Genomic DNA, 19,565 nt, shown 5'->3' with positions numbered 1-19,565 from the left:
GTCGTCGATCCGGGTCAGATGGTGCTGTTCTGCTCGGACTTCAGATAGGTGACACCGGCCTGGTCGACCTTCTCCGAGAAGCCCTGAACGGTCCTCATCAGCATCTTGATGTCCTCGAAGGCGAACTGGAGGGCGATGGGGTACGCGGAGCCGGCCATGACGCAGGCGATGCTGAAGTCGCCGCCCTCCAGGTTGTAGACCCCGTCGCCGTTGAGTTTGTCGCCGGCGGCTTTGATCTTCGGAATGACGTCGGCCTGGAGGTCGTTGGCGTGCGCCTGGATCCGCTGGGGGTCGGCGTGCTTGGGAGTCACGTGTCACCGCTTTCGGGAGGGAGCGATCCTTTAGGGCGTGCTGTGGCCCGGTTTCTGGTCGGCACGATAGTGGACGTGCGTCTCCGCGAAGGTCATGTGCGCCACGCACCCCACGGATCAGGACAGGGCGGTGGCGTGTCCCGGTGTCAGAGCAGGGGGAGGAGGCGGGGCGGGGTGATGGGGAGGTCGCGGACGCGGACGCCGGTGGCGTGGTGGACGGCGTTGGCGACGGCCGCGGCGGCGCCGACGATGCCGATCTCGCCGATGCCCTTCGCGCCCATCGGGTTGAGGTGCGGGTCCTCCTCGTCCAGCCAGACGGCCTGGAGGTCGGCGACGTCGGCGCAGACCGGGACGTGGTACTGGGCTAGGTCGTGGTTGAGGTAGTCGCCGAACCGGCGGTCCATGGTGCTCTCCTCCATGAGCGCCATGCCCAGCCCCATGGTCATGCCGCCGAGGAACTGCGAGCGGGCGGTCAGGGGGTTGATGATCCGGCCGGCGGCGAAGACGCCGAGCATGCGGGGGACGCGGATCTCGCCGGTGTCGATGTCGACGCGGACCTCGACGAAGTGGGCGCCGAACGCGTGGCGGGCGTACTTCTCCTCGGCCGCGAGTTCGTCCTCGGTGTCGACGGTGGCCTCGGCGCCGTCGAGGAGGGCCTCGCAGGCGCGGTGGACGGCGGTGCCCCAGCTCATGGTGCCCGTCGAACCGCCCGCGAGGGACGCCTTGGGCAGGTGGCTGTCGCCTATCTCGACCGTGACGCGGTCCGGGTCGGTCTTGAGCGCCTCGGCGGCGATCAGGGTGAGGGCGGTGCGGGCGCCGGTGCCGATGTCGGCGGCGGCGATGCGGACGGTGAAGCGGCCGTCCGGCTCGGCGTGCGCCGTGGCCTTGTTGGGCTCGCGGTTCACCGGGTAGGTGGCGGACGCGACGCCGGTGCCGACGAGGGTGCGGCCCTCGCGGCGGGCACAGGGCAGGGGGTCGCGGTCGGCCCAGCCGAAGCGTTCGGCGCCTTCGCGCAAGCATGCCAGGAGGTTTCGGGAGCTCCACGGCGATCCGTCTTCGGGGGATGTCTCCGGCTCGTTGCGGACGCGCAGCTCGATGGGGTCGATCCCGGTCATGACGGCCAGCTCGTCCATCGCCGATTCGAGGGCCCACATGCCGGGGCAGTGGCCGGGCGCGCGCATCCACGAGGGTGAGGGCACGTCGAGCCGGACGATGCGGTGCGCGGCCCGCCGGTGCGGCGCCGCGTACATGATCGGCGTGGCCTTGGTCGTCCCCTCGTCGAAGTCGCGGATCGTGGAGGACTGCTGGATCACCTCGTGCACGATGGCGGTGAGCGTGCCGTCGGTGTTCGCGCCGAGCCGCATCCGCTGGATCGTCGGCGTCCGGTAGCCGGTCATCGCGAACATCTGCTGCCGGGTGAACGCCAGCTTGACCGGCCGTCCCACCGCGCGGGCGGCCATCGCGGCCAGGACGACGGTCGGGCGCGGCGTGCCCTTGGACCCGAAGCCGCCGCCCACGTGCGGCGAGATGACGCGCACCCGGGACGGGGCGAGGTCGAAGACCTGGGCGAGGGTGTCCCGCACGCTCGTCGGGCCCTGGTTGGAGTCGTGGACGGTCAGCTCGTCGCCGTCCCATGCGGCGAGCGTGGCGTGCGGCTCCATCGGGTTGTTGTGCTCGGCGGGGGTCGTGTAGGTCACGTCGAGCGAGACGGGCGCTTCGGCGAACGCGGTCTCCGGATCACCCTGCTCGTGATCGATGGAGAAGTCTGGATTGTCCGCGTGTTCGTCCTTGAGGAGCACGTTGTGGTCGTCGGTGTCGTACATGATCCTCAGTTGCGCGGCGGCTGCGCGCGCCGTCTCCAGCGTTTCGGCGACCACGGCCGCGACCAGCTGACCGTGGTAGGCGACCCGGCGGGACTGGAAGACCTCCAGTTCGGCGTCGTCGACCGGCGTCAGCTTCGGCGCGTTCTCGCACGACAGCACGGCCAGGACGCCGGGCAGCGCCCGCGCCTCGTCGGTGCCCACGGACTCGATCTCGCCGCGGCCGACGGTCGCCTGGACGGCCACCGCGTACGCGGCCCCCTCGACCGGATGCTCGACCGCGTAATGGGCCGTGCCGGTCACTTTGGCACGGGCCTCCACGCGTTCCAGCGACCTCATGACCCATCCCCCAGCTCCGACAGCGTGCGTACGATCAGGTTCGTCGCGAGCGGCACCTTGAAACCGTTGTCGCGCAGTGGTTGCGCCAGATCCATTTCGGCCTGGGCGGCGCGCAGATAGCTCTCCTCGGTGGCCGGGGCGCCGCGCAGCATCTCCTCGGCGCGCCGCGCCCGCCATGGCCGGTGGGCGACCCCGCCGAGCGCCACCCGGCAGTCGCGGACCGTTCCGTCCACGACGTCCAGCGCGGCGGCGATCGAGACGAGCGCGAACGCGAACGAGGCGCGTTCGCGGACCTTGCGGTAGCGCGACGCCATGCCGAGCGGCGGCACCTCGACCCCGGTGATGAGGTCGCCGGGATCGAGCGTGGTGTCGCGGGACGGGTCGTCGCCGGGCAGCCGGTAGAAGTCGTCCAGGCGAATGCTGCGTACCTCTGATTCACCCTGCACTCGTACGGACGCGTCCAGCGCCGCCAGTGCCACCGCCATGTCGGACGGGTGGGTGGCGACACAGTCCGGCGTGTGGCCGAGGATCGCGAGATTGTGGTGTTCGCCCTCGCGCGCCGGGCAGCCGCTCCCGGGCTCGCGCTTGTTGCAGGGCTTGGCGACGTCCTGGAAGTAGGAGCAGCGCGTGCGCTGGAGCAGGTTGCCGCCGACGGTCGCCTGGTTGCGGATCTGGCCGGACGCGCCGGCCAGGATCGCCTCCGCCAGCACGGGACAGCGTTCGCGAACGGTCCGGTCGGCGGCCAGATCGCTGTTGCGGACCGCGGCGCCGATGAGCAGGCCGCCGCCGCTCTCCTCGATCCGGTCGTACGGCAACCGCGTGACGTCCACGAGCTTGGCCGGGGTCTCGACGCCGAGCCGCATCAGGTCGACGAGGTTGGTGCCGCCGCCCAGGTAGTGCGTCTCGCCGTCGTGGAGGGCGAGGGCCTCGTCCGCGCTCCGTGCGCGCTCGTAAACGAAGGGCCTCATCGCGCCGCCTCGCGCCCGGCGACCGTGTGCCCAGCGATCCCGCGCCCTGCAGCCGCCTGCCCCGCGGCTTGCTGGACGGCGGCGACGATGTTGACGTACGCGCCGCAGCGGCAGACGTTGCCGCTCATCCGTTCGCGGATCTCGGTCTCGTCCAGTTCCGGCTCGGCGGCCACGTCCCGGGTGACCACGCTCGGCCAGCCCCGCGCCGCCTCGTCGAGCATCGCCGTCGCCGAGCACAGCTGGCCCGGTGTGCAGTAGCCGCACTGGAAGGCGTCCCGCTCGATGAACGCGGACTGGAGCGGGCTCAGCTCGTCGCCGTCGGCGAGCCCCTCCACGGTCGTGATCTCGGCGCCGTCGTGGGCGACCGCGAGCGCGAGGCAGGCGTTCGCGCGCCGCCCGCCGACCAGGATCGTGCACGCGCCGCACTGGCCGTGGTCGCAGCCCTTCTTGGATCCCGTGAGCCCGAGCCGCTCGCGGAGCACGTCCAGCAGGGACGCCCGCGTGTCGACGGCGAGCCGGTGCTCGCGGCCGTTGACGATCAAGGTGATCTCGGCGCGCGGCGGCGGCCCGCCGGAGATCTTCGCGCTGTCCATGGGAGGCCTCCTACCCCGGATCACGGCTCCGAGTCACTCGCTCCGATGTTCGTGATCAAGGCTTTGACCTGGGTGGACGGTCGTGACCTTGAGCTGCTGGAACCTTGCGGCCCAGCACGTGGGTCGCCTTCACGGCGCGTTCGTCGCCCAGCATCGCCAGGGCGAAGAGCCGCTCGACGAGATCGCCGGCCGTGTTCGTCCGGCGTTCGAGGAGGGGAGTCGCGGTGAAATCCAGCACCACGAAGTCCGCCTCGCCGCCGGGCTGGAACCCGCCGATCCGGTCCTCCAGACGCAGAGCCTCCGCGCCGCCTCGGGTGGCCAGATAGAAACCACGGAGGGCAGACAGGGCGTCGCCTTGCAGGGCCATCACCTTGTACGCCTCGTTCAGGGTTTCGAGCATCGAGAAGCTGGTACCGGCCCCCACGTCTGTTCCGAGCCCGACCCGGACACCCGCCTCACGTGTCCGTTCCAGCGGAAACAGGCCGCTCCCAAGGAAGAGGTTGGACGTGGGACAGAACGCGACGCCGGCCTGACGTTCGCTCAGCACCTGCAAGTCCCGTCCACCGCCGACACCGGACCGGTAGGCGTCGTCCAGCCAGAGACAGTGCGCCCAGACGCTTCGTGGCCCGACCAACCCGCACTTGTCGTAGACGTCCAGATAGGAGCGCGGCTTGAGTTCGGCGAACCGTTCGAGCACCGAGTCGACCTCGTCCCGCGTCTCCGCTAGATGAGCCTGTGCCCAGATGGGCTCTCCGCGATCCGCGTACTCCTGGAAGAGCCGACCGGCCATCTGCAGCGCCTCGACGGTCGAGGTCGGCCCGAAGCGCGGCGTAATCGCGTACAGGCCGCGACCCTTGCCGTGCCAGGCGTCGATCAGCTCGCGGCAGGCTTCCTCTGCCTGCTGTACGTCGGCGTCCAGGTAGTCATCCGGGACGGGGCCGCCTTCCGACTTGCCGCCCGCATCCATGAGGACCTTGCCCGCCACCATCCGCAGGTCGCGTTCGTGTGCTTCGGCGAAGAACGCGTCGGTGGAGGACGCGAACGTCGTCGTGTGCACGCACGCGGTCGTCGTCCCGGCCGCCAGCAGCGTGTCCAGGAAATCCCCGGCCGCCTGGCGCGCGTACTCCTCGTCGGTGAACCTGCGTTCGGCCGGATAGACGTAGCTCTTCAGCCACTCCTCCAGATCGCCGCCGGGGCTGGCGATCGCGTCGATCTGGCCCGAGTGGATGTGCGCGTCGACGAAGCCCGGGAGGATCAGGTCGTCCCGGTAGTCGTGGACCGCCTCGTCGCGGAGGTCGTCGGGCAGGTCCGCCCACGGCGTCACCTGGTCGACCAGCCCCTGGTCGTTGACGACCAGCGCGCCGTCGTCGAGCAGATGGACGTTCCCGCTGCCGGCGGCCGGGTCTCCGCTGAAGTGGAGGACGGTCCCGCGGTACGCCCGCACGCCGTCACTCCGCCCGGGCCGTGAGCGGTTCGGCGATCTCCTCCAGGCTCTTGCGTTCCGCCTTGATCCCGAGGAACGCCTCGACCAGCCCGGCCGCGATCATCAGCACGGCGCCGATGCAGAAGGCGAGCGCGGTGTCGCCGGGCGCCCCGCTGCCGACCAGCGTGGAGAAGATCAGCGGGCCGCTGATGCCGCCGGCCGCGGTGCCGATCGCGTAGAAGAACGCGATGGCGAGCGCGCGGGTCTCCATCGGGAAGATCTCGCTGACCGTCAGGTACGCGGAGCTCGCGCCCGCCGAGGCGAAGAACAGCACCACGCACCAGCAGGCGGTCAGTGTCACCGCGGTCAGCACCCCGGCGTTGAACAGCCAGGCCGTGCCGAGCAGCAGGACGCCGGACCCGATGTAACAACCACTGATCATGGGCTTGCGGCCGACCGAGTCGAACAGCGGCGCCAGCAGCAGCGGCCCGAGGAAGTTGCCGAACGCGATCACCGCGTAGAAGTAGCCGGACGTGGTGTCGATGTCGTAGAACGCCTTCAAGATGTCCGCGTAGCCGAACGTGATCGCGTTGTAGAGGAACGCCTGCCCGATGAACAGCGCGAAGCCGAGGATCGCCCGCCGCGGGTAGTGCCGCCAGAGCGTGGCCGCGATCTCGCCGAAGCCCACGCTCGTGCGCTGCTGGATGACCATGCTGCGGTCCGGCTCCGGCAGGGGCTTCCCGGTCTCCTTCTCGACCTCGTGCTCCACGCTGTCGACCAGCTTCTCGGCCTGCTCCGTCCGGCCATGGATGATCATCCAGCGCGGGCTCTCCGGCACGTGCCGGCGGACGACGAGGATCAGCAGCCCGAGCACGACGCCCAGCCCGAACGCGGCACGCCAGCCCACGCCGACCGGGAGCATCGTGAGGATCGGCACCGTGAGCAGCGCGCCACCGGCGGCGCCGAGCCAGTAGCTGCCGTTGATGATGATGTCGATGCGCCCGCGGTGCTTGCTCGGGATCAGCTCGTCCACCGCCGAGTTGATCGCGGCGTACTCGCCGCCGATGCCCAGCCCGGTGATGAACCGGCACAGGAAGAACCACCAGGGCGTCCACGACAGCGCGGTGAGCGCCGTGCCGATCAGGTAGACCGCCAGCGTGAGCATGAAGAGCTTCTTGCGGCCGAACCGGTCGGTGAGCCACCCGAAGAACAGCGCGCCGGTACAGGATCCGGCCACGTACAGGGCGGCGCCGAGCCCGGAGACCTGCTGCGCCGTGATGTCCAGACCGCTGCCGGACTTGGCCAGCTGCGGGGCCAGGTTGCCGACGATGGTGACCTCGAGCCCGTCCAGGATCCAGACGGTCCCGAGCCCGATGACGATCATGAGGTGCCAGCGTGCCCAGGGCAGCCGGTCCAGCCTCGCCGGAATCCTGGTCCGGACGCGGTCGGTCATCACGTCGGTCACACCGAACCTCCACGCTCGCTCGACGACATACGGGCGGTCGTAATTTCGTCGATTCAGCGCGGATCAAACATCCTCTGACCGGGTGCGGGCTGTCTGGTTAACGACCTTTGACCCCTGCCGGACGGCCTAACGGCGGCGGTATCCGTCCAGGTAGAGGGCTTTCCGCCGGACGTGTCCCGCTCCCTGCCGATGGCCGTGTTCGCGACCGTTCTCGCGGCGAATTTCGCCACGGCCGCCGGCGTTGACGGGCGTGACCCGGGAGGCGATCCCGGCGGCGCGGCGCAGCCGGGCCCGCGCCTGGCGGAGGGCGTCGGCCTGGCGCGGGGCCAGGTGCCGCGCGGCGCCGCGCTGCCGCCGCCACTGCTCGCGGGCGCGCGAGCGGTGCTCGGCGCGCAGCTGGTCGGTGAGGCGGTCGAGCTGCGTGACGACCTCCCCGTACAGCGGCCACTGCAGATCGCTCACGGGCCGCCGGCGCAGCAGCGCGAACAGCTGGTCGCGGAGCCCGCGCGCGGACGCGACGTGCCGTTCGAGCTCGCGCTCGGCGTCGACGGGCTGGGCGTCGCGCCGCAGGTCGGAGCGGGCCAGCCGGCCGTACGCGGCGATGCTCGCGGCGACCTCGCCCAGGGTGTCGGCCAGCTGGACGCGGATCTCGGCGTCCCGGACGAGCTGGTCGCCGCTCTCGACCTTCGCGCTGTCCACCAGGGCACGGGCGAGCCCGCGCAGCGAGAGCGTGAAGTGCTCCATCGTCTCGACGGCGTTGCGCAGGGCCACGCCCGCGTCGATCAGGCGGCGGGCGCGCGGGTTGAGCCGGACGCTCTCCTCGGCGGCGTCCAGGGCCTGGTCGGTGCGGCCGATGTCCCGGAACAGCACCTGGGCGTCCTTGAGCCAGCGTTCGGCGTCCGCCGCCGAAGGCTCCCGCCGCAGGTCGTCGGCCATGGTCGTGACCAGCGCGCACAGCCGTCGGCTGAGGTCCCCGACGGCCTCCTCGGCGGGGCGCACCCGGATCGACGGGACCGCGACGGTCGCCACCAGGCCCATGGCGGCCCCGATCAGCGTCTCCACGACCCGGTCGGCCGCACCCGCGCCGGTCGCCGCGCCCAGCGCGTAGATCAGCATCGCGGAGATCGGCACCTCCAGCATGTGGTCGCCCAGGCGCAGCACCTGGCCGATCACCAGGGCCGCCAGGATGCTCAGCCCGAGACTCCACCACGAGAAGCCGACGAGCCCGGCGAAGAGCAGCGCGATCACCACGCCCGAGGTCACCGCCGCCACCCGGGCGATGCCCGACTTGATCGTCTCGTAGACCGAGTGCTGGACGACGAGCAGCGCGGTCAGCGGCGCCAGCAGCGGCGCCGGGCTGCCCGCGGGGAGGAGCCAGAGCGCCAGCAGGTAGGCGCCGACGGCCGTGAGCGTGAGCCGGGTGATGCGGTAGGCGGTGGACCGGGTCTCGGTGGCCACGCGCAGCGGCGGCCGGACGGTACGGGGCATGCGGACGGTACGGGACGAGCGGACGGAACGGGGCAAGAGGGTCTGGAACGATCGCAAAGCCATAGACCTGTGCCAATGCGATCCCACGGGCACAAATTCCAGCCTCAAGCAAACCTTCGGCAAAGCGCTTCGGCCGGGCCGCGGACGGTGTGAGCCGGGACACGCAGAGATCCCTTTGGCAAGGTCCAGGATCTGCTCCACGAGCGCCTCATTCAAGAATACCGAAGGGTATTTATGCACTCCATTCTTAAATGCCGGATGTTTTCCAACATGTGGCTATCGAGTTCGCCTGGCCCGGTGTAGCGTCCGTACTTCCTGCAGCTCACATTCCCGGAGGAAATGGGTGCTCGGCATTGACGGCTGCCTGGCCCGGATGATGACCATTCCCGGGGCCCAGGGCGTGACGCTGGTGGACTGCGCGAGCGGGCTCGCGGTCGCCGCGGCCGGCCGCGAGGATCTCGTCGACCAGCACGAGGACGCCGCCGGGTCGACCGAGGTGGTCCGCGCCGTGCTCGGCAGCCCCGCGCTGAGCGCGACCCGCACCGGCGACGACATCGAAGAGATCATTATTTGCGGAACGCGGGGATATCATCTGCTGGCCCTGGTCGACGAGGAAATCGACGGCCTGCTCTGCGTCCATTTGTGGCTGGACCGCGACAAGGGCAATCTTGCTCTGGCGCGGCGCAGCGTCCAGTGCCTCGTCGGTGAAATGGCCGGTCCGTGACATGTCGCGCGCGATTCCACGGCGGTTGCGGCTGCTGGAGCGGGAACGGACCACCGGAGTCCTCCGGGTGGGGGACGACGGGGCGTTCGAGGTCGTGAACGGCGTCGTCACGTTCGCCGAGAGCCCGCACGCGCCGGGCGCCGAACGGCTCGCCGGGGAGGCCCGCGCGCCGAGCCCCGACATGCTGGCGCTGATCGCCGCCTTCGACGCCGCGTACTTCCTGGTCGCCTCCGCCGCCGAGCCCGAGTTCGTCCCCGGGGAACGGCTCGACTCCGCCGCGCCCTGCCGGCTCACGGTGGCGACGCTGGTCCACGAGTGCGACCGGCGGCGGGAGCTGCTCACGAGCCGCTGGCCGCACGAGCCGCTCGACCGGGTCCCGGTGATCCCCGTCCACCGGGTCCGGCGCCAGCGGGTGATCCTGACCGGGCTGGAGGCGGAGATCCTGCTGAACGCCGACGGGCGGCGCACGCCCGTCGACCTGGCGCACCACCTCGGCCGTCCCGCCTTCGCCTGCCTGCTGGCGGTCCACGATCTCGCCGCCGCCTCGCTCCTCCAGGGCGAGGCGGTACCGGCGACATGCCACCGCCGTGCCGGGCGCGGATTCGGCACGGCGGTGCCAGACCATTCCGAGCCCCACCATGCCGAGCCCGGCCGTGCGGTGCTCGAACGCGCGGGTCCCGGCAGGGGCGGGCCTGACTGGGAGCCGCCTGACCTCGCCCTGCTCACCAGGTTGCGGGCGGCACTCGAGGACCTGACGTGACGGCGCAACGCGGACGGCTGGGCACTCTGATCGAAAGGTTGGCGAAGGTGACGGTCTCGGAAGCTCCAGCGAACTCCTCGGCCGACCCGGAGGTGGCGGCCGCCCTGCCGATCCTGCGCGGGCGCACCGCGGGCATCACCGGCTGCCTGGTCGCCTCCTGCGACGGGCTGATCATCGCCTGCGACCTGCCGGCCGAGATCGAGCCGGCGGGCATGGCGGCGCTGACCGCCTCCGCGCTGGCCCTGTCGCACCGCATCACGCAGACGACGCTCGGCGGGGCCTTCCACGAGGTGGTGATCAGGAGCGTGGACGGCTACGTGGTCATCTACTCCGCCGGGGCCACGGCCTCCCTCACCGTGCTGGCCGGACCCGGTGTCAACGTCGGCCGGCTCCACCTGGAGTCGCGGCCGGTGGCACGCAGGATCGCAGAGATCCTCCATCGCTAGTGAAAGGAGCAGGCATGTCCAACCTGGAGCTCGCGCTCAAGGACATGATGACGATCGACGGTTCGATCGGGGCCGCCGTCGTCGACTACAACAGCGGCATGGCGCTGGGGCATCTGGGCAGTTCCAAGGCCCTCGACCTCCAGGTCGCCGCGGCGGGCAACACCGAGGTCGTCCGGGCGAAGATGCGGACCATGGAGCAGCTCAACCTCAAGGAAGACATCGAGGACATCCTGATCAGCCTGTCCGGCCAGTACCACGTGATCAGGCCCGTGACGGGCCGCAAGGGCAAGGGCCTCTTCCTCTACCTGGCCCTCGACCGCGCCCGCGCCAACCTCGCGCTGGCCCGGCACAACCTCAAGGGCATCGAGGAGAACCTGGAGGTCTGACCCTTCCCCTGAGCGTCTGTGGCGTCGTCCCTCTTCCCCGGGCCGGCGGCACAGGCATGTCCGGCCCCTTCGCAGGCAGAGCACAGCTCACTTGCACAGCTTGGACGTGGCGGTGCCGGTCTCCAGGGCGGGGCCGCCGGAGCCGCCGGTCGAGGCGGGCTTCCTCACCTTGACCTTGTCGGCGCCCTTCCAGTTCTCGCCGACGAGCACCTGGATCCGGGAGCCGAGCCCGTCGAGCTGCTTGATCTTGGCGCCCGGGATGGCCGCGGCCAAAGTCCTGGCGGAGTCCTTGCGGCCCGGCCCGTACTGGATCACCGTGCTCGCCAGGCCGCGCCGCGCGATGCCCGACACGACCGTCACGTCGAAGCCGGCGCCCTCCAGATCGCGGCCGGCGCGGCGCGCGAGCCCCGGCGTGCCGACGGCGTTGCGGACCAGCACCTGGATGTCGCCGGGCGGCACCGTCGGCGCGTTCTTGTCCTGCGGGGAGGCGCTCGGCGCGGGCTTCGGCGGCTCGACGAGCGGCTGGTCGCGCTTGATCTTGCCGAACAGGTCCCGGGCCCGGCTCTGGTCCCACAGCACGGTCGACTGCGGGGACGCGGCGTTCCACAACATCGCGTTGTAGCCGGGGTTGGACAGCGGGAGCTTGGCGAAGGTGAGGCTGTCGGTGGACAGGTCCTTCATCTGGTCGGCCAGCTTGGGCAGGTCCTTGGCGAGCTTCTCGTCCACCGTGAGCGACTTGAGCGCCGCGTTGAGGAACTTGGTGGACTTCACCGGGTCGCTCAGCGTCTTGCTGCTGAGGGCCTGCTTCATCATCGCCGACATGAACTGCTGCTGCCGGTCGATGCGGCCGAGGTCGCTGCCGCCGGTGAGCGAGTAGCGCGCGCGGGCGAAGCTCAGTGCCTCGAGCCCGCCCAGATGGGACTTGCCCGCGGCGAGCTTGAGGCCGCTCTTGGGGTCGTTGACGGGCTCCTCGGTGCAGACGTCGACGCCGCCGAGCGCGTCGACCATGCTCACGAAGCCGTAGAAGTTGACCTCGATGAGATGGTCGATCGAGACGTTGGTGGCCTGCTTGATCGTGTTGACCATCAGGTCGCGGCCGCCGAACTGGTAGGCCCAGGTCAGCTTGCCGTAGCGGGCCGGCACCCGGTTGCCCTTCGCCCCCTCCGACCCGTTCGACTTGTGCGACGGGATCATGACGTACGAGTCGCGCGGAAGGTTGATGACGGTGACGCGGTCATGGCCGCGCGAGACGTGGACCAGCAGCATCGTGTCGGAGCGTTCGCCCGGCTCGTGGCCGAGGCGCGCGGCCTTCTGCTGCGCCCGGGTGAGCCCCTCGCGGCGGTCGACGCCCGCCACGAGGATGTTCATGGCGCCCTTGGGTGCGTCCTTGTCCTTGCCGAGCCCGTCGACCTTCACCTTGTCGAGGGCGCCGGTGACGTAGTTCTGGAAACCCCAGGCGCCGCCCGAGGTCAGCAGCACGAACGCCGACATGGTGCCCGTCAGCATGAGGAAGCGGCGCTGCCGCCGGGCGCTCATGGCGGCGCGGGGGCTCAGGCTCGGCCCGGGCCGGCGCGGCCCGCGCGGGGCGCGCACCGCGACCCGGGGCGCGGGCGAACCGTCGACGGTGACGCCCTCGATGCCGTCGTCGTCCGTCCCGTCGTCGCCGCCCGCCGGACCGTCGCCGGGGCGGGGCCGGAAGTACCGCTCGAACGGATCGGCGTCCTTGCCGGCGTCCTTGCCGGCGTCGTGACCGTCAGCCATGCTGGCCGCCGCCCCCTCCCGAGACCGATTCGGCGCCTTCTGACGCGCGTCGTCCCCACCTTAAAGTGGGGAACACCCGTCCGTTCGCTACCTCGGACTCGTGTCCTTGGAGTAACGTGGCGCCGTCTTGACCTCCCTCCCAGGCGGCCACACCCGGCCAGGGTGTCGTGAGCTGCGTCATAGACCGGAGCCAGCAAGAGAGAGGAAGGGCCCTCCGGCCAGCCGAACCGGCCCAGATCACTGTATGAATCCGTCTCCCCACGCGCACAGCCCAATGAACGGCGCCCAGCAGATGACACAAGACCGCACCTGGCCCGCGGTGTCGGTCGTGATGCCCGTGCTCAACGAAGAACGGCATCTGACCGACGCCGTCCGGCGCATCGTGACCCAGGACTACCCCGGCGAGCTCGAACTCGTCCTCGCGATCGGACCGTCCCGGGACCGGACCGAGGAGATCGCCGCCAAGCTGGCGACCGAGGATCCCCGCATCGTCGTGGTGGCCAATCCGACCGGGCGCACCCCCCAGGGCCTCAACATCGCCATCAAGGCGTCCCAGTACTCCATCATCGTCCGGGTGGACGGCCACTCGCTGCTGCCCGCCGACTATGTGCGGGCCGCGGTCGAGACGATGGAGGAGACGGGCGCGGACAACGTCGGCGGCATCATGGCGGCCGAGGGCATCACGCCGTTCGAGCAGGCCGTCGCCCGCGCGATGACCTCCAAGCTGGGCGTCGGCAACGCACGTTTCCATACCGGCGGTGAGGCGGGCGAGGTCGAGACGGTGTATCTCGGCACGTTCAGGCGCAGCGCCCTGGAGCGCGTCGGCGGCTATGACGAGACGTTCGTCCGCGCCCAGGACTGGGAGATGAACCACCGCATCCGGCAGAGCGGCGGCAAGGTCTTCTTTACCCCGCGGATGCGTGTCACCTACCGGCCCCGCCCGAGCCTGCGCGCGCTGGCCAAGCAGTACTTCCACACCGGCCGCTGGCGCCGCGTCGTGGGCCGCGAGCACCAGGGCACGCTCAACCTGCGTTACCTGGCGCCGCCGCTGGCGGTCCTGGCGATGGCCGCGGGCACCGTGGCGGGCGCGTTCGGCATCTGGCCGGGCTGGCTCCTGCCCGGCGGGTACGCGCTCGCGATGGTGGCCGGTGCCGCCGTCGAGGGACGCGGGTTGCCGGTCTCGGCCTGGATCCGGTTGCCGCTGGTGTTCGCCACCATGCACGTCTCGTGGGGGGTCGGGTTCCTGACGAGTCCTCCCGGGCTCGGCCAGCCCACCCCGGCCAAGCCCTGAACCGGCCGTACCGAAATTCGGAGGAACCAGACCTAACGGGTGAACCCGGGTAGATAAAGCCACGTCTCAGGATTAGGTTGGCGGATCATGCCGCCGGCCGGATGAGGAGGTGGCCATGTCGAACGGTGCGCGTCACGGCCTGGGTGTCGTGGCGGGGGTGATCGCCACGCCCCTGGTCGGCGCGGGACTCACGCTCGGGTTCGAACGGATCGATGAGTACCGCCGGCATTACGTGCAGTTCGCCTCGACGACGTCCACGGGCCTGGTCGCGGGCGCGGTCCTCGCCTTCACCGCCGTGGTGGTCGCGGTGCTGGTGGGCTCGCGGCTGTCGCCGCTGGCCTCGCTCATCCCCGGAGCGGTCCTCACCGCGTACGGGTTGCTCTGGCTGCTGAAGCCGATCTGGGCCGGCGACCACGTCGACGGCCTGCCCGACCGTTACCGGCTTTCGGTCATCACCATGTCGGTCTTCGGCGTGCCGTTCCTCATCGGCGTGGTGCTCCTGGCCGGCTCGCTGGTGCCGTCGCGCTGGCGCGCGCGCACGCCCGCGACGGCGGCGCCCCGTCACCCGGCCGGACCGCCGCCCGGGACACCGGGCGGACCGCCGCCCGCCATGCCCGGGGCGCCGAGCCCGATGTACGGACGCGAGCAGCAGCAGTACGGGCGCGAGCAGCAGCAGTACGGCCGCGGCCCGGCCGGGCCTCCGTCGCCGTACGGGCAGCACCAGAGTCCCGGCGCCGGCCGGAGCGGGAGCCCGAGTGCCAGCCCCGGCCCGGGCGGGATCCCCACCCCGAGTCCGAGCGCCGGCCCCGGCTTCGGCGGAATCCCCGCGCCGGGCCCGTCGCAGCCGCCCCCGCCGCCCCCGCCGAAGCCGTCTCAGTCCTCTCAGCAGCCCTCGGACGACGAGCCCGGGGAGTGGACCCGGATGTACGGCGGAGACGATCTCAAGGACGGCGGAGGCTCCCGCTAGGGGCGCCCTACGACTTCGGCGCTCCTTCGAGGGCGCCGACGACTCCGGGAACGTCGTTGACGACGAGCGCGTCCACGCCCGCCTCCGCGTAGGCGTGGACGTCCTGCGGCGCCGGGCACCAGGCGATGAACTCCAGGCCCGCCTTGTGCGCGACGTTCACGATCTGCTCCAGCGGGCGGAGGCGGGTGTCGGGGTGGCCGAAGCCGCACGACTCCGTGTGCACGCCGATCGCCTGCAGGCCGAGGCCCGCCGCCGCCGGGACGCCATGCCACAACGGGAAGCGCAGCCACGTGAGCAGCCCGAGCGGCACGCCTGGCAACTCCTCCTGCAGGTAGAGCAACAAGGAGGGGTCGAACGAGGTCACGAGAAGCGGCCGGCGGCCGGCCTCACGGCGCAGGAGGGGCGCCAGCAGTGCTCCGGTACGCCTGGACGGGGCGTCCACCGCGTCCTCGAGGATCGTCTTCACGTCGACGTCGACCGGAACCCCGGCGGGAAGCGCGTCGAACACCTCCACCAGCCGCGGCAGGCCGCTGTCCGCCGCCGCGGTGTCGATCAGGAAGGCGCCGTCCGGAAGGGTGGGGTCGTGGCGCAGGACGAGATCGTCGTCGGCCGTCCGGGTCACGTCGATCTCGATCCACGACGCGCCCGCGTCGAGCGCGGCCAGCATCGAGGGGATCGTGTTCTCGGCGAGAGTCTCGCCGTCGGCCTCCTCCTGCTCTCGCCGGCCGGCCAGGGACGGCTCCTGGCGGGGGCGGGGGACGTAGCCCGAGCCGAAGCCGCGGTGGCCGATGACGGCGGGCGCGTTCTCGAAAATCATCTGCTCTCCGGGGAGTCGGCGGCGCCGTCGGGTTCGGCGGCGAGATGCTCGGCGATGACGACGTCGAGCGGATGGGTGACCTTGAGGTTGCGCTCGCTGCCCGCCACCACCCGGATGGGCACGTCCGGCAGGTAGCGGTGGACGATCCCGCAGTCGTCGGTGGCGGCGAGCAGCGGATCGGCCAGGGCGAGCTCGTAGGCCTTGCGGATCGTGCCGAGCCGGAAGCCCTGCGGGGTCTGGAACCGCGCGAGCGACTCGCGCGGCGGCATCGACAGCACCACGCCGTCCTCGACCGCGACGATCGTGTCGGCGGAGGGCACGCCCACCGCGACCGCCTCGTGCGTCACCAGCGCCTCCAGCACCCGGTCGATCACGCCGTGGTCGACGAACGGGCGGGCGGCGTCGTGGAAGAGCACGCGGGTGTCGCCGGACCGCCCGGCCAGCGCCGTCAGCGCCGCGACGGTCGAGGCGGTACGGGTGTCACCGCCCTCCACCAGGCCCGTCACCTTGTGGAACGGAGCGGCGATCATGGCGGCCGTGCGCACGTGCCCGGCGGCCATGACGATGAGGACCTCGTCCACGCCCAGATGGCCGTTGAACGCCTCGATCGCGTACGCCAGGATCGGCCGCCCGCCGACCTCGATGAGCTGCTTGGGCCGTGCGGCGCCCATGCGCTGCCCGGTGCCGCCCGCGAGGACCACCGCGATCGTCCGCATCGCCGTTCCCCTTTCCACTTCAAATTGTCGTCAAGCCGCTACGCTGGGCAACCGTCCCATGGTGCCGTCCGCACGGCCCTGGGCGCCACCCATCGCACACCCCGTACCACGCCGCCGGAGGCGCCGATGACCGTAGCGGTAATCCTCGCGACCGGGCGGATCGCCGGGAGCCACGATCCGTGCCCCGCCGCGGTCCTGCCCCGTCCCGGAGCGACCGGTGAGGCCGAGCGGCCGACGCTGCTGGCGCGGCTGCGCGCCCAGCTGGCCACGCTCAACGTACCGGACCACCACGTCATCACCCGGCCGGAGCTGGCGCCCGCGCTGCGCAAGGACGGCCACGACGTCATCGAGTCCGACGACACCGCCGGCGACCTGCACGAGATCGCCCGGCTGGCCGGCCGGGCGCGGGGGCCGGTCGTGGTGCTGGCGGGCGACCTCGTCACCGGGGACGAGCCGCTGGCCCGGCTGCTGATCGACGCCAAGGGGTCCGTCGCCGCGCTGACCGGCCCGCTCGCCGGCGCGGCCACCCCGGTCCGGTCCGAACGCGGCCGGATCGCCTCCGCGGGCTCCCCGTACCACCGGGTGACCGAGCCGGACGCCGGGTTCCCGGGCGCGCTGCGGGTCTCCCCGCCGCGCACCGCCGCGCTCGCGGAGATCGTCGAGAGCCTGGTGCTGTTCCTGGGTGATCCCGAGGCGCCCGGACGCCCGCTCCCCGAGCCGGTGCCGGGCTGTCCGGCGCGGGGCGGTCCCGCGCTGGCCGGCCCGGCGCCGGTGCGGGCGCCGGAGGCGATCGAGCTGCTCCTCGTCGGCCTGGTGCGCGGCGGCGTTCCGGTGACCCGGTGCGGCGACTCGCAGCTGGTCTGCGTGCGCGCCGACAGCGAGGAGGGCGTGGCCGCCGCCGTGTCGGCGCTCGACGCCGTGGACGAGGACGAGGTCCGGCTCGCGGCCGCGGTCAAGAGCAACGACGGCTTCTTCACCACGTTCGCGGTCAGCACCTACTCCCGCCACATCGCCCGCTGGGCGGCGCGGCGCGGGCTCACGCCCAACATGGTGACGTCGATCTCGATGGGCGTCGCCGTGGTGGCGGCCGTCTGGTTCGCCGCGGGCACCCGCACCGGCATGGTCGTCGGCGGCGTGCTCTTCTACTTCGCCTTCGTGTTCGACTGCGTGGACGGGCAGCTGGCCCGCTACACCCGGCAGTTCAGCACGCTCGGGGCGTGGCTCGACGCCGTCTTCGACCGGGCCAAGGAGTACGTCGTGTTCGCGGGGCTGGCGGTCGGGTCCACCGCCGCCGCGGCCGGCAGCGGCGTGCACGGTGGCGACGTCTGGGGGCTCGCGGTGGCCGCCCTGGCCCTGCAGACCATCCGGCACATGATCGACTTCGCGTACGGCGCGAGCAACCGCGTCCGGGCGGTGCGGCCGCTGCCCGAGGTGCCCCTCACCTCGGTGGACGACGGCGCGCCCCCGGCCGCGCCGCCACCCGCGCCGGCGTCCGCCGAGCAGCCCGTCGTCGCGAACGCGGCGGCCCCGAACGCGACGGGACAGAAGGCGACGGCCCGGCCCGGGGGGTTCGTGGCGCGGCTGTCCGGGAGCACGTCGCAGGTCCGGCTGCTGCACTGGGCCAAGAAGATCATCGTCCTGCCCATCGGCGAGCGGTTCGCGCTGATCGCGATCACCGCCGCGCTGTTCGACGCCCGGGTGACCTTCCTCGCGCTGCTCCTGTGGGGCGGGGTCGCCGCCATGTACACGCTGACCGGACGGGTGATGAGGTCGATCGCGCGATGACCGCCGTGGCCGAGGAATCGATGATCCAGGACGCCGGCGCCCGGGGCGCCCGCGCGTTCGCCACCCGGCAGTTGCGGGCCTACCGCGACGACGGGCCGATCGCCATGGGCCTGGGCCGGCCGGTGCGCGGCCACCTGCCGCCGCTGCCTGGCGCAGTGATCGCGCTGGTGGTCACCGGCGTCCTGCTGGTGGCGGGTGCCGGCGCCGGCGACACCCGCACGCTGTTCGCGCCGGTGGCGGCGCTGCTGCTGACCGGGCCCGCGAGCGGCCACCCGCACAACGGGCGACTTGACTGGCTTGTCCCGCCGATCATCCGCACGATCGAGTATGGTTACCTCGCCGTACTGGGGTTCGCACAGGGCGTGCCGGCGCCACTGATCTTCGCGCTGATCGCCGTGCTCGCGTACCACCACTACGACACCGTGTACCGCACCCGCCAGCGGCTCTGGCCACAGGACTGGGTCTTCCGGGCCGGCCTCGGCTGGGAGGGCCGCATGCTCATTGTGGCGTTCGTGGGCCTCTCCGGGTTTCTCCCGTTCGCGTACGCTGCCTTGGCCGCCTACCTTGGCGTGTTGTTCGGCATCGAGAGCGTCACGACGTGGCTGCGGACCGGACGCGGTAGTGGCGTGATCGTCGACCTGGAGGAAGATTAAGCATGATCGGGATGGTGCTGGCGGCGGGCGCGGGCAGAAGGCTGCGGCCGTACACCGACACGCTGCCCAAGGCGTTGGTTCCGGTCGACGGTGAGACGACCATCCTCGATATCGCGCTGGGCAACCTGGCCGAGGTCGGGCTGACCGACGTCGTCATCGTCGTCGGCTACTGCGCGGGCGCGGTCGAGGAGCGCAAGGCGGCCCTGGAGGAGCGCTACGGCGTCTCCATCACCCTCGTCCACAACGACAAGGCCGAGGAGTGGAACAACGCCTACTCCATGTGGCTGGCGCGCGAGCACTTCTCCAAGGGCGTCCTCATGGTCAACGGTGACACCGTGCATCCGGTGAGCGTGGAGAAGACGCTACTGAGCAACCGCGGCCCGGACATCCTCCTCGCCGTGGACAACGTGAAAAATCTGGCCGACGAGGAGATGAAGGTCATCCTCGACGACACCGGCAACCTGGCGACCATCACCAAGCTGATGGACCCGGCCAGCGCGGCCGGCGAGTACATCGGCGCCACGCTCATCGAGCCGGCCGCCGCCGAGCCCCTCGCCGACGCGCTCAAGGCCACCTTCGAGCGCGACCCCGACCTCTACTACGAGGACGGCTACCAGGAACTGGTCAACCGCGGCGGCACGATCTCCGTGGCCCCCATCGGCGCCGTCGACTGGGTGGAGGTCGACAATCACGACGACCTGGAGAAGGCTCGCCGGATCGCCAAGACGTACTGATACGCCCGCTTCGCCCGCTTCATTGCCCTGATCGGACACCCGACCTCCGGCCCGTCCGGCGCTCCGGCGCCGGGGCCGGCGGCGGCGCCCCCGCGTCACCGCCGCGCCCGCCGGAAAA

19 protein-coding genes are annotated in these 19,565 nt (G+C 71.5%); 9 read left to right on the top strand and 10 right to left on the bottom strand.

The features are described from left to right. Positions 1-14: 14 nt before the first annotated feature. From ACGFNU_RS25310 to ACGFNU_RS25280, 7 genes are all read right to left on the bottom strand, one after another. The gene (locus ACGFNU_RS25310; protein WP_392597340.1) at positions 15-311 is read right to left on the bottom strand and encodes a hypothetical protein; all 297 of its coding nucleotides are present in this window, start codon (positions 309-311) and stop codon (positions 15-17) included. Positions 312-457: 146 nt separating this feature from the next. Continuing rightward, positions 458-2,470 (bottom strand): xanthine dehydrogenase family protein molybdopterin-binding subunit, encoded by a 2,013-nt coding sequence (locus ACGFNU_RS25305; RefSeq protein WP_392597338.1) that lies wholly within the window; start codon positions 2,468-2,470, stop codon positions 458-460. Next, positions 2,467-3,438 (bottom strand): FAD binding domain-containing protein, encoded by a 972-nt coding sequence (locus tag ACGFNU_RS25300; RefSeq protein ID WP_392597336.1) that lies wholly within the window; start codon positions 3,436-3,438, stop codon positions 2,467-2,469. Before ACGFNU_RS25300 ends, ACGFNU_RS25305 begins: the two co-directional genes overlap by 4 nt. Next, entirely contained in the window at positions 3,435-4,031 is a 597-nt protein-coding gene (locus ACGFNU_RS25295) for a 2Fe-2S iron-sulfur cluster-binding protein (RefSeq protein ID WP_392597334.1), read from the bottom strand. The genes ACGFNU_RS25300 and ACGFNU_RS25295 overlap by 4 nt, the downstream gene beginning before the upstream one ends. A 55-nt stretch (positions 4,032-4,086) precedes the next feature. Beyond that, a complete protein-coding gene (gene guaD, locus ACGFNU_RS25290; protein WP_392597332.1) occupies positions 4,087-5,475 on the bottom strand; it encodes a guanine deaminase in 1,389 nt (462 codons plus the stop codon). A 4-nt stretch (positions 5,476-5,479) separates the two neighbouring features. Next, positions 5,480-6,919 (bottom strand): MFS transporter, encoded by a 1,440-nt coding sequence (locus tag ACGFNU_RS25285; protein WP_392597331.1) that lies wholly within the window; start codon positions 6,917-6,919, stop codon positions 5,480-5,482. A 126-nt stretch (positions 6,920-7,045) separates the two neighbouring features. Then, positions 7,046-8,407, bottom strand: coding sequence for an aromatic acid exporter family protein (locus tag ACGFNU_RS25280; protein WP_392597329.1), 1,362 nt, complete (start codon positions 8,405-8,407; stop codon positions 7,046-7,048). Between the two features lie 343 nt (positions 8,408-8,750). Here ACGFNU_RS25280 and ACGFNU_RS25275 point away from each other — a divergent pair, with 343 nt between their 5' ends. The 4 genes from ACGFNU_RS25275 to ACGFNU_RS25260 are packed head-to-tail and all read left to right on the top strand — an operon-like array spanning position 8,751 to position 10,723. Continuing rightward, on the top strand, positions 8,751-9,131 hold the full coding sequence (locus ACGFNU_RS25275) for a hypothetical protein (protein ID WP_392597327.1): 381 nt from the start codon (positions 8,751-8,753) through the stop codon (positions 9,129-9,131). Position 9,132: 1 nt separating this feature from the next. Then, on the top strand, positions 9,133-9,891 hold the full coding sequence (locus ACGFNU_RS25270) for a hypothetical protein (RefSeq protein WP_392597325.1): 759 nt from the start codon (positions 9,133-9,135) through the stop codon (positions 9,889-9,891). A gap of 47 nt (positions 9,892-9,938) precedes the next feature. After that, complete coding sequence (locus ACGFNU_RS25265; RefSeq protein WP_392597324.1) at positions 9,939-10,337, top strand: roadblock/LC7 domain-containing protein; 399 nt, start codon at positions 9,939-9,941, stop codon at positions 10,335-10,337. Between the two features lie 14 nt (positions 10,338-10,351). Continuing rightward, positions 10,352-10,723: a hypothetical protein gene (locus ACGFNU_RS25260; protein ID WP_392597322.1), complete on the top strand. Its 372-nt coding sequence runs from the start codon at positions 10,352-10,354 to the stop codon at positions 10,721-10,723. 87 nt (positions 10,724-10,810) lie between these two features. On the opposite strand, the gene ACGFNU_RS25255 is transcribed toward ACGFNU_RS25260, so the two are convergent. Further along, on the bottom strand, positions 10,811-12,484 hold the full coding sequence (locus tag ACGFNU_RS25255) for an LCP family protein (RefSeq protein WP_392597320.1): 1,674 nt from the start codon (positions 12,482-12,484) through the stop codon (positions 10,811-10,813). Between the two features lie 292 nt (positions 12,485-12,776). Here ACGFNU_RS25255 and ACGFNU_RS25250 point away from each other — a divergent pair, with 292 nt between their 5' ends. After that, positions 12,777-13,775, top strand: a complete 999-nt coding sequence (locus tag ACGFNU_RS25250; RefSeq protein ID WP_392597318.1) for a glycosyltransferase family 2 protein — start codon at positions 12,777-12,779, stop codon at positions 13,773-13,775. Between the two features lie 115 nt (positions 13,776-13,890). Beyond that, positions 13,891-14,742, top strand: a complete 852-nt coding sequence (locus ACGFNU_RS25245) for a hypothetical protein (protein ID WP_392597316.1) — start codon at positions 13,891-13,893, stop codon at positions 14,740-14,742. A gap of 7 nt (positions 14,743-14,749) precedes the next feature. Here the strand turns inward: ACGFNU_RS25245 and ACGFNU_RS25240 are convergent, their stop codons facing one another. Further along, positions 14,750-15,559: a glycerophosphodiester phosphodiesterase gene (locus tag ACGFNU_RS25240; RefSeq protein ID WP_392597315.1), complete on the bottom strand. Its 810-nt coding sequence runs from the start codon at positions 15,557-15,559 to the stop codon at positions 14,750-14,752. Then, positions 15,556-16,275 carry a 2-C-methyl-D-erythritol 4-phosphate cytidylyltransferase gene (gene ispD / locus ACGFNU_RS25235; protein ID WP_392597313.1) on the bottom strand — a complete coding sequence of 240 codons (720 nt, stop codon included), beginning with the start codon at positions 16,273-16,275 and terminating at the stop codon, positions 15,556-15,558. The genes ACGFNU_RS25240 and ispD overlap by 4 nt, the downstream gene beginning before the upstream one ends. Positions 16,276-16,401: 126 nt before the next feature. Here ispD and ACGFNU_RS25230 point away from each other — a divergent pair, with 126 nt between their 5' ends. The 3 genes from ACGFNU_RS25230 to ACGFNU_RS25220 are packed head-to-tail and all read left to right on the top strand — an operon-like array spanning position 16,402 to position 19,447. Further along, complete coding sequence (locus tag ACGFNU_RS25230; protein ID WP_392597311.1) at positions 16,402-18,060, top strand: CDP-alcohol phosphatidyltransferase family protein; 1,659 nt, start codon at positions 16,402-16,404, stop codon at positions 18,058-18,060. Continuing rightward, positions 18,057-18,713 (top strand): DUF5941 domain-containing protein, encoded by a 657-nt coding sequence (locus ACGFNU_RS25225; protein WP_392597309.1) that lies wholly within the window; start codon positions 18,057-18,059, stop codon positions 18,711-18,713. The genes ACGFNU_RS25230 and ACGFNU_RS25225 overlap by 4 nt, the downstream gene beginning before the upstream one ends. A gap of 2 nt (positions 18,714-18,715) precedes the next feature. Continuing rightward, on the top strand, positions 18,716-19,447 hold the full coding sequence (locus tag ACGFNU_RS25220) for a sugar phosphate nucleotidyltransferase (RefSeq protein WP_392597308.1): 732 nt from the start codon (positions 18,716-18,718) through the stop codon (positions 19,445-19,447). Positions 19,448-19,565 lie beyond the last annotated feature (118 nt).

The sequence above is a fragment of the Spirillospora sp. NPDC048911 genome (genome assembly GCF_043198015.1).
Lineage (GTDB): Bacteria > Actinomycetota > Actinomycetes > Streptosporangiales > Streptosporangiaceae > Spirillospora.
This window is presented reverse-complemented; position numbering and strand designations above follow the sequence as displayed.

Bases quoted from the DNA above. Each gene is read 5' to 3' on its own strand.
- ACGFNU_RS25305 (WP_392597338.1), bottom strand. From the start codon at position 2,470: ATGAGGTCGCTGGAACGCGTGGAGGCCCGTGCCAAAGTGACCGGCACG.
- ACGFNU_RS25300 (WP_392597336.1), bottom strand. From the start codon at position 3,438: ATGAGGCCCTTCGTTTACGAGCGCGCACGGAGCGCGGACGAGGCCCTC.
- ACGFNU_RS25295 (WP_392597334.1), bottom strand. From the start codon at position 4,031: ATGGACAGCGCGAAGATCTCCGGCGGGCCGCCGCCGCGCGCCGAGATC.
- ACGFNU_RS25280 (WP_392597329.1), bottom strand. From the start codon at position 8,407: ATGCCCCGTACCGTCCGGCCGCCGCTGCGCGTGGCCACCGAGACCCGG.
- ACGFNU_RS25270 (WP_392597325.1), top strand. From the start codon at position 9,133: ATGTCGCGCGCGATTCCACGGCGGTTGCGGCTGCTGGAGCGGGAACGG.
- ACGFNU_RS25260 (WP_392597322.1), top strand. From the start codon at position 10,352: ATGTCCAACCTGGAGCTCGCGCTCAAGGACATGATGACGATCGACGGT.
- ACGFNU_RS25255 (WP_392597320.1), bottom strand. From the start codon at position 12,484: ATGGCTGACGGTCACGACGCCGGCAAGGACGCCGGCAAGGACGCCGAT.
- ACGFNU_RS25250 (WP_392597318.1), top strand. From the start codon at position 12,777: ATGACACAAGACCGCACCTGGCCCGCGGTGTCGGTCGTGATGCCCGTG.
- ACGFNU_RS25245 (WP_392597316.1), top strand. From the start codon at position 13,891: ATGTCGAACGGTGCGCGTCACGGCCTGGGTGTCGTGGCGGGGGTGATC.
- ACGFNU_RS25240 (WP_392597315.1), bottom strand. From the start codon at position 15,559: ATGATTTTCGAGAACGCGCCCGCCGTCATCGGCCACCGCGGCTTCGGC.
- ispD (WP_392597313.1), bottom strand. From the start codon at position 16,275: ATGCGGACGATCGCGGTGGTCCTCGCGGGCGGCACCGGGCAGCGCATG.
- ACGFNU_RS25230 (WP_392597311.1), top strand. From the start codon at position 16,402: ATGACCGTAGCGGTAATCCTCGCGACCGGGCGGATCGCCGGGAGCCAC.
- ACGFNU_RS25225 (WP_392597309.1), top strand. From the start codon at position 18,057: ATGACCGCCGTGGCCGAGGAATCGATGATCCAGGACGCCGGCGCCCGG.
- ACGFNU_RS25220 (WP_392597308.1), top strand. From the start codon at position 18,716: ATGATCGGGATGGTGCTGGCGGCGGGCGCGGGCAGAAGGCTGCGGCCG.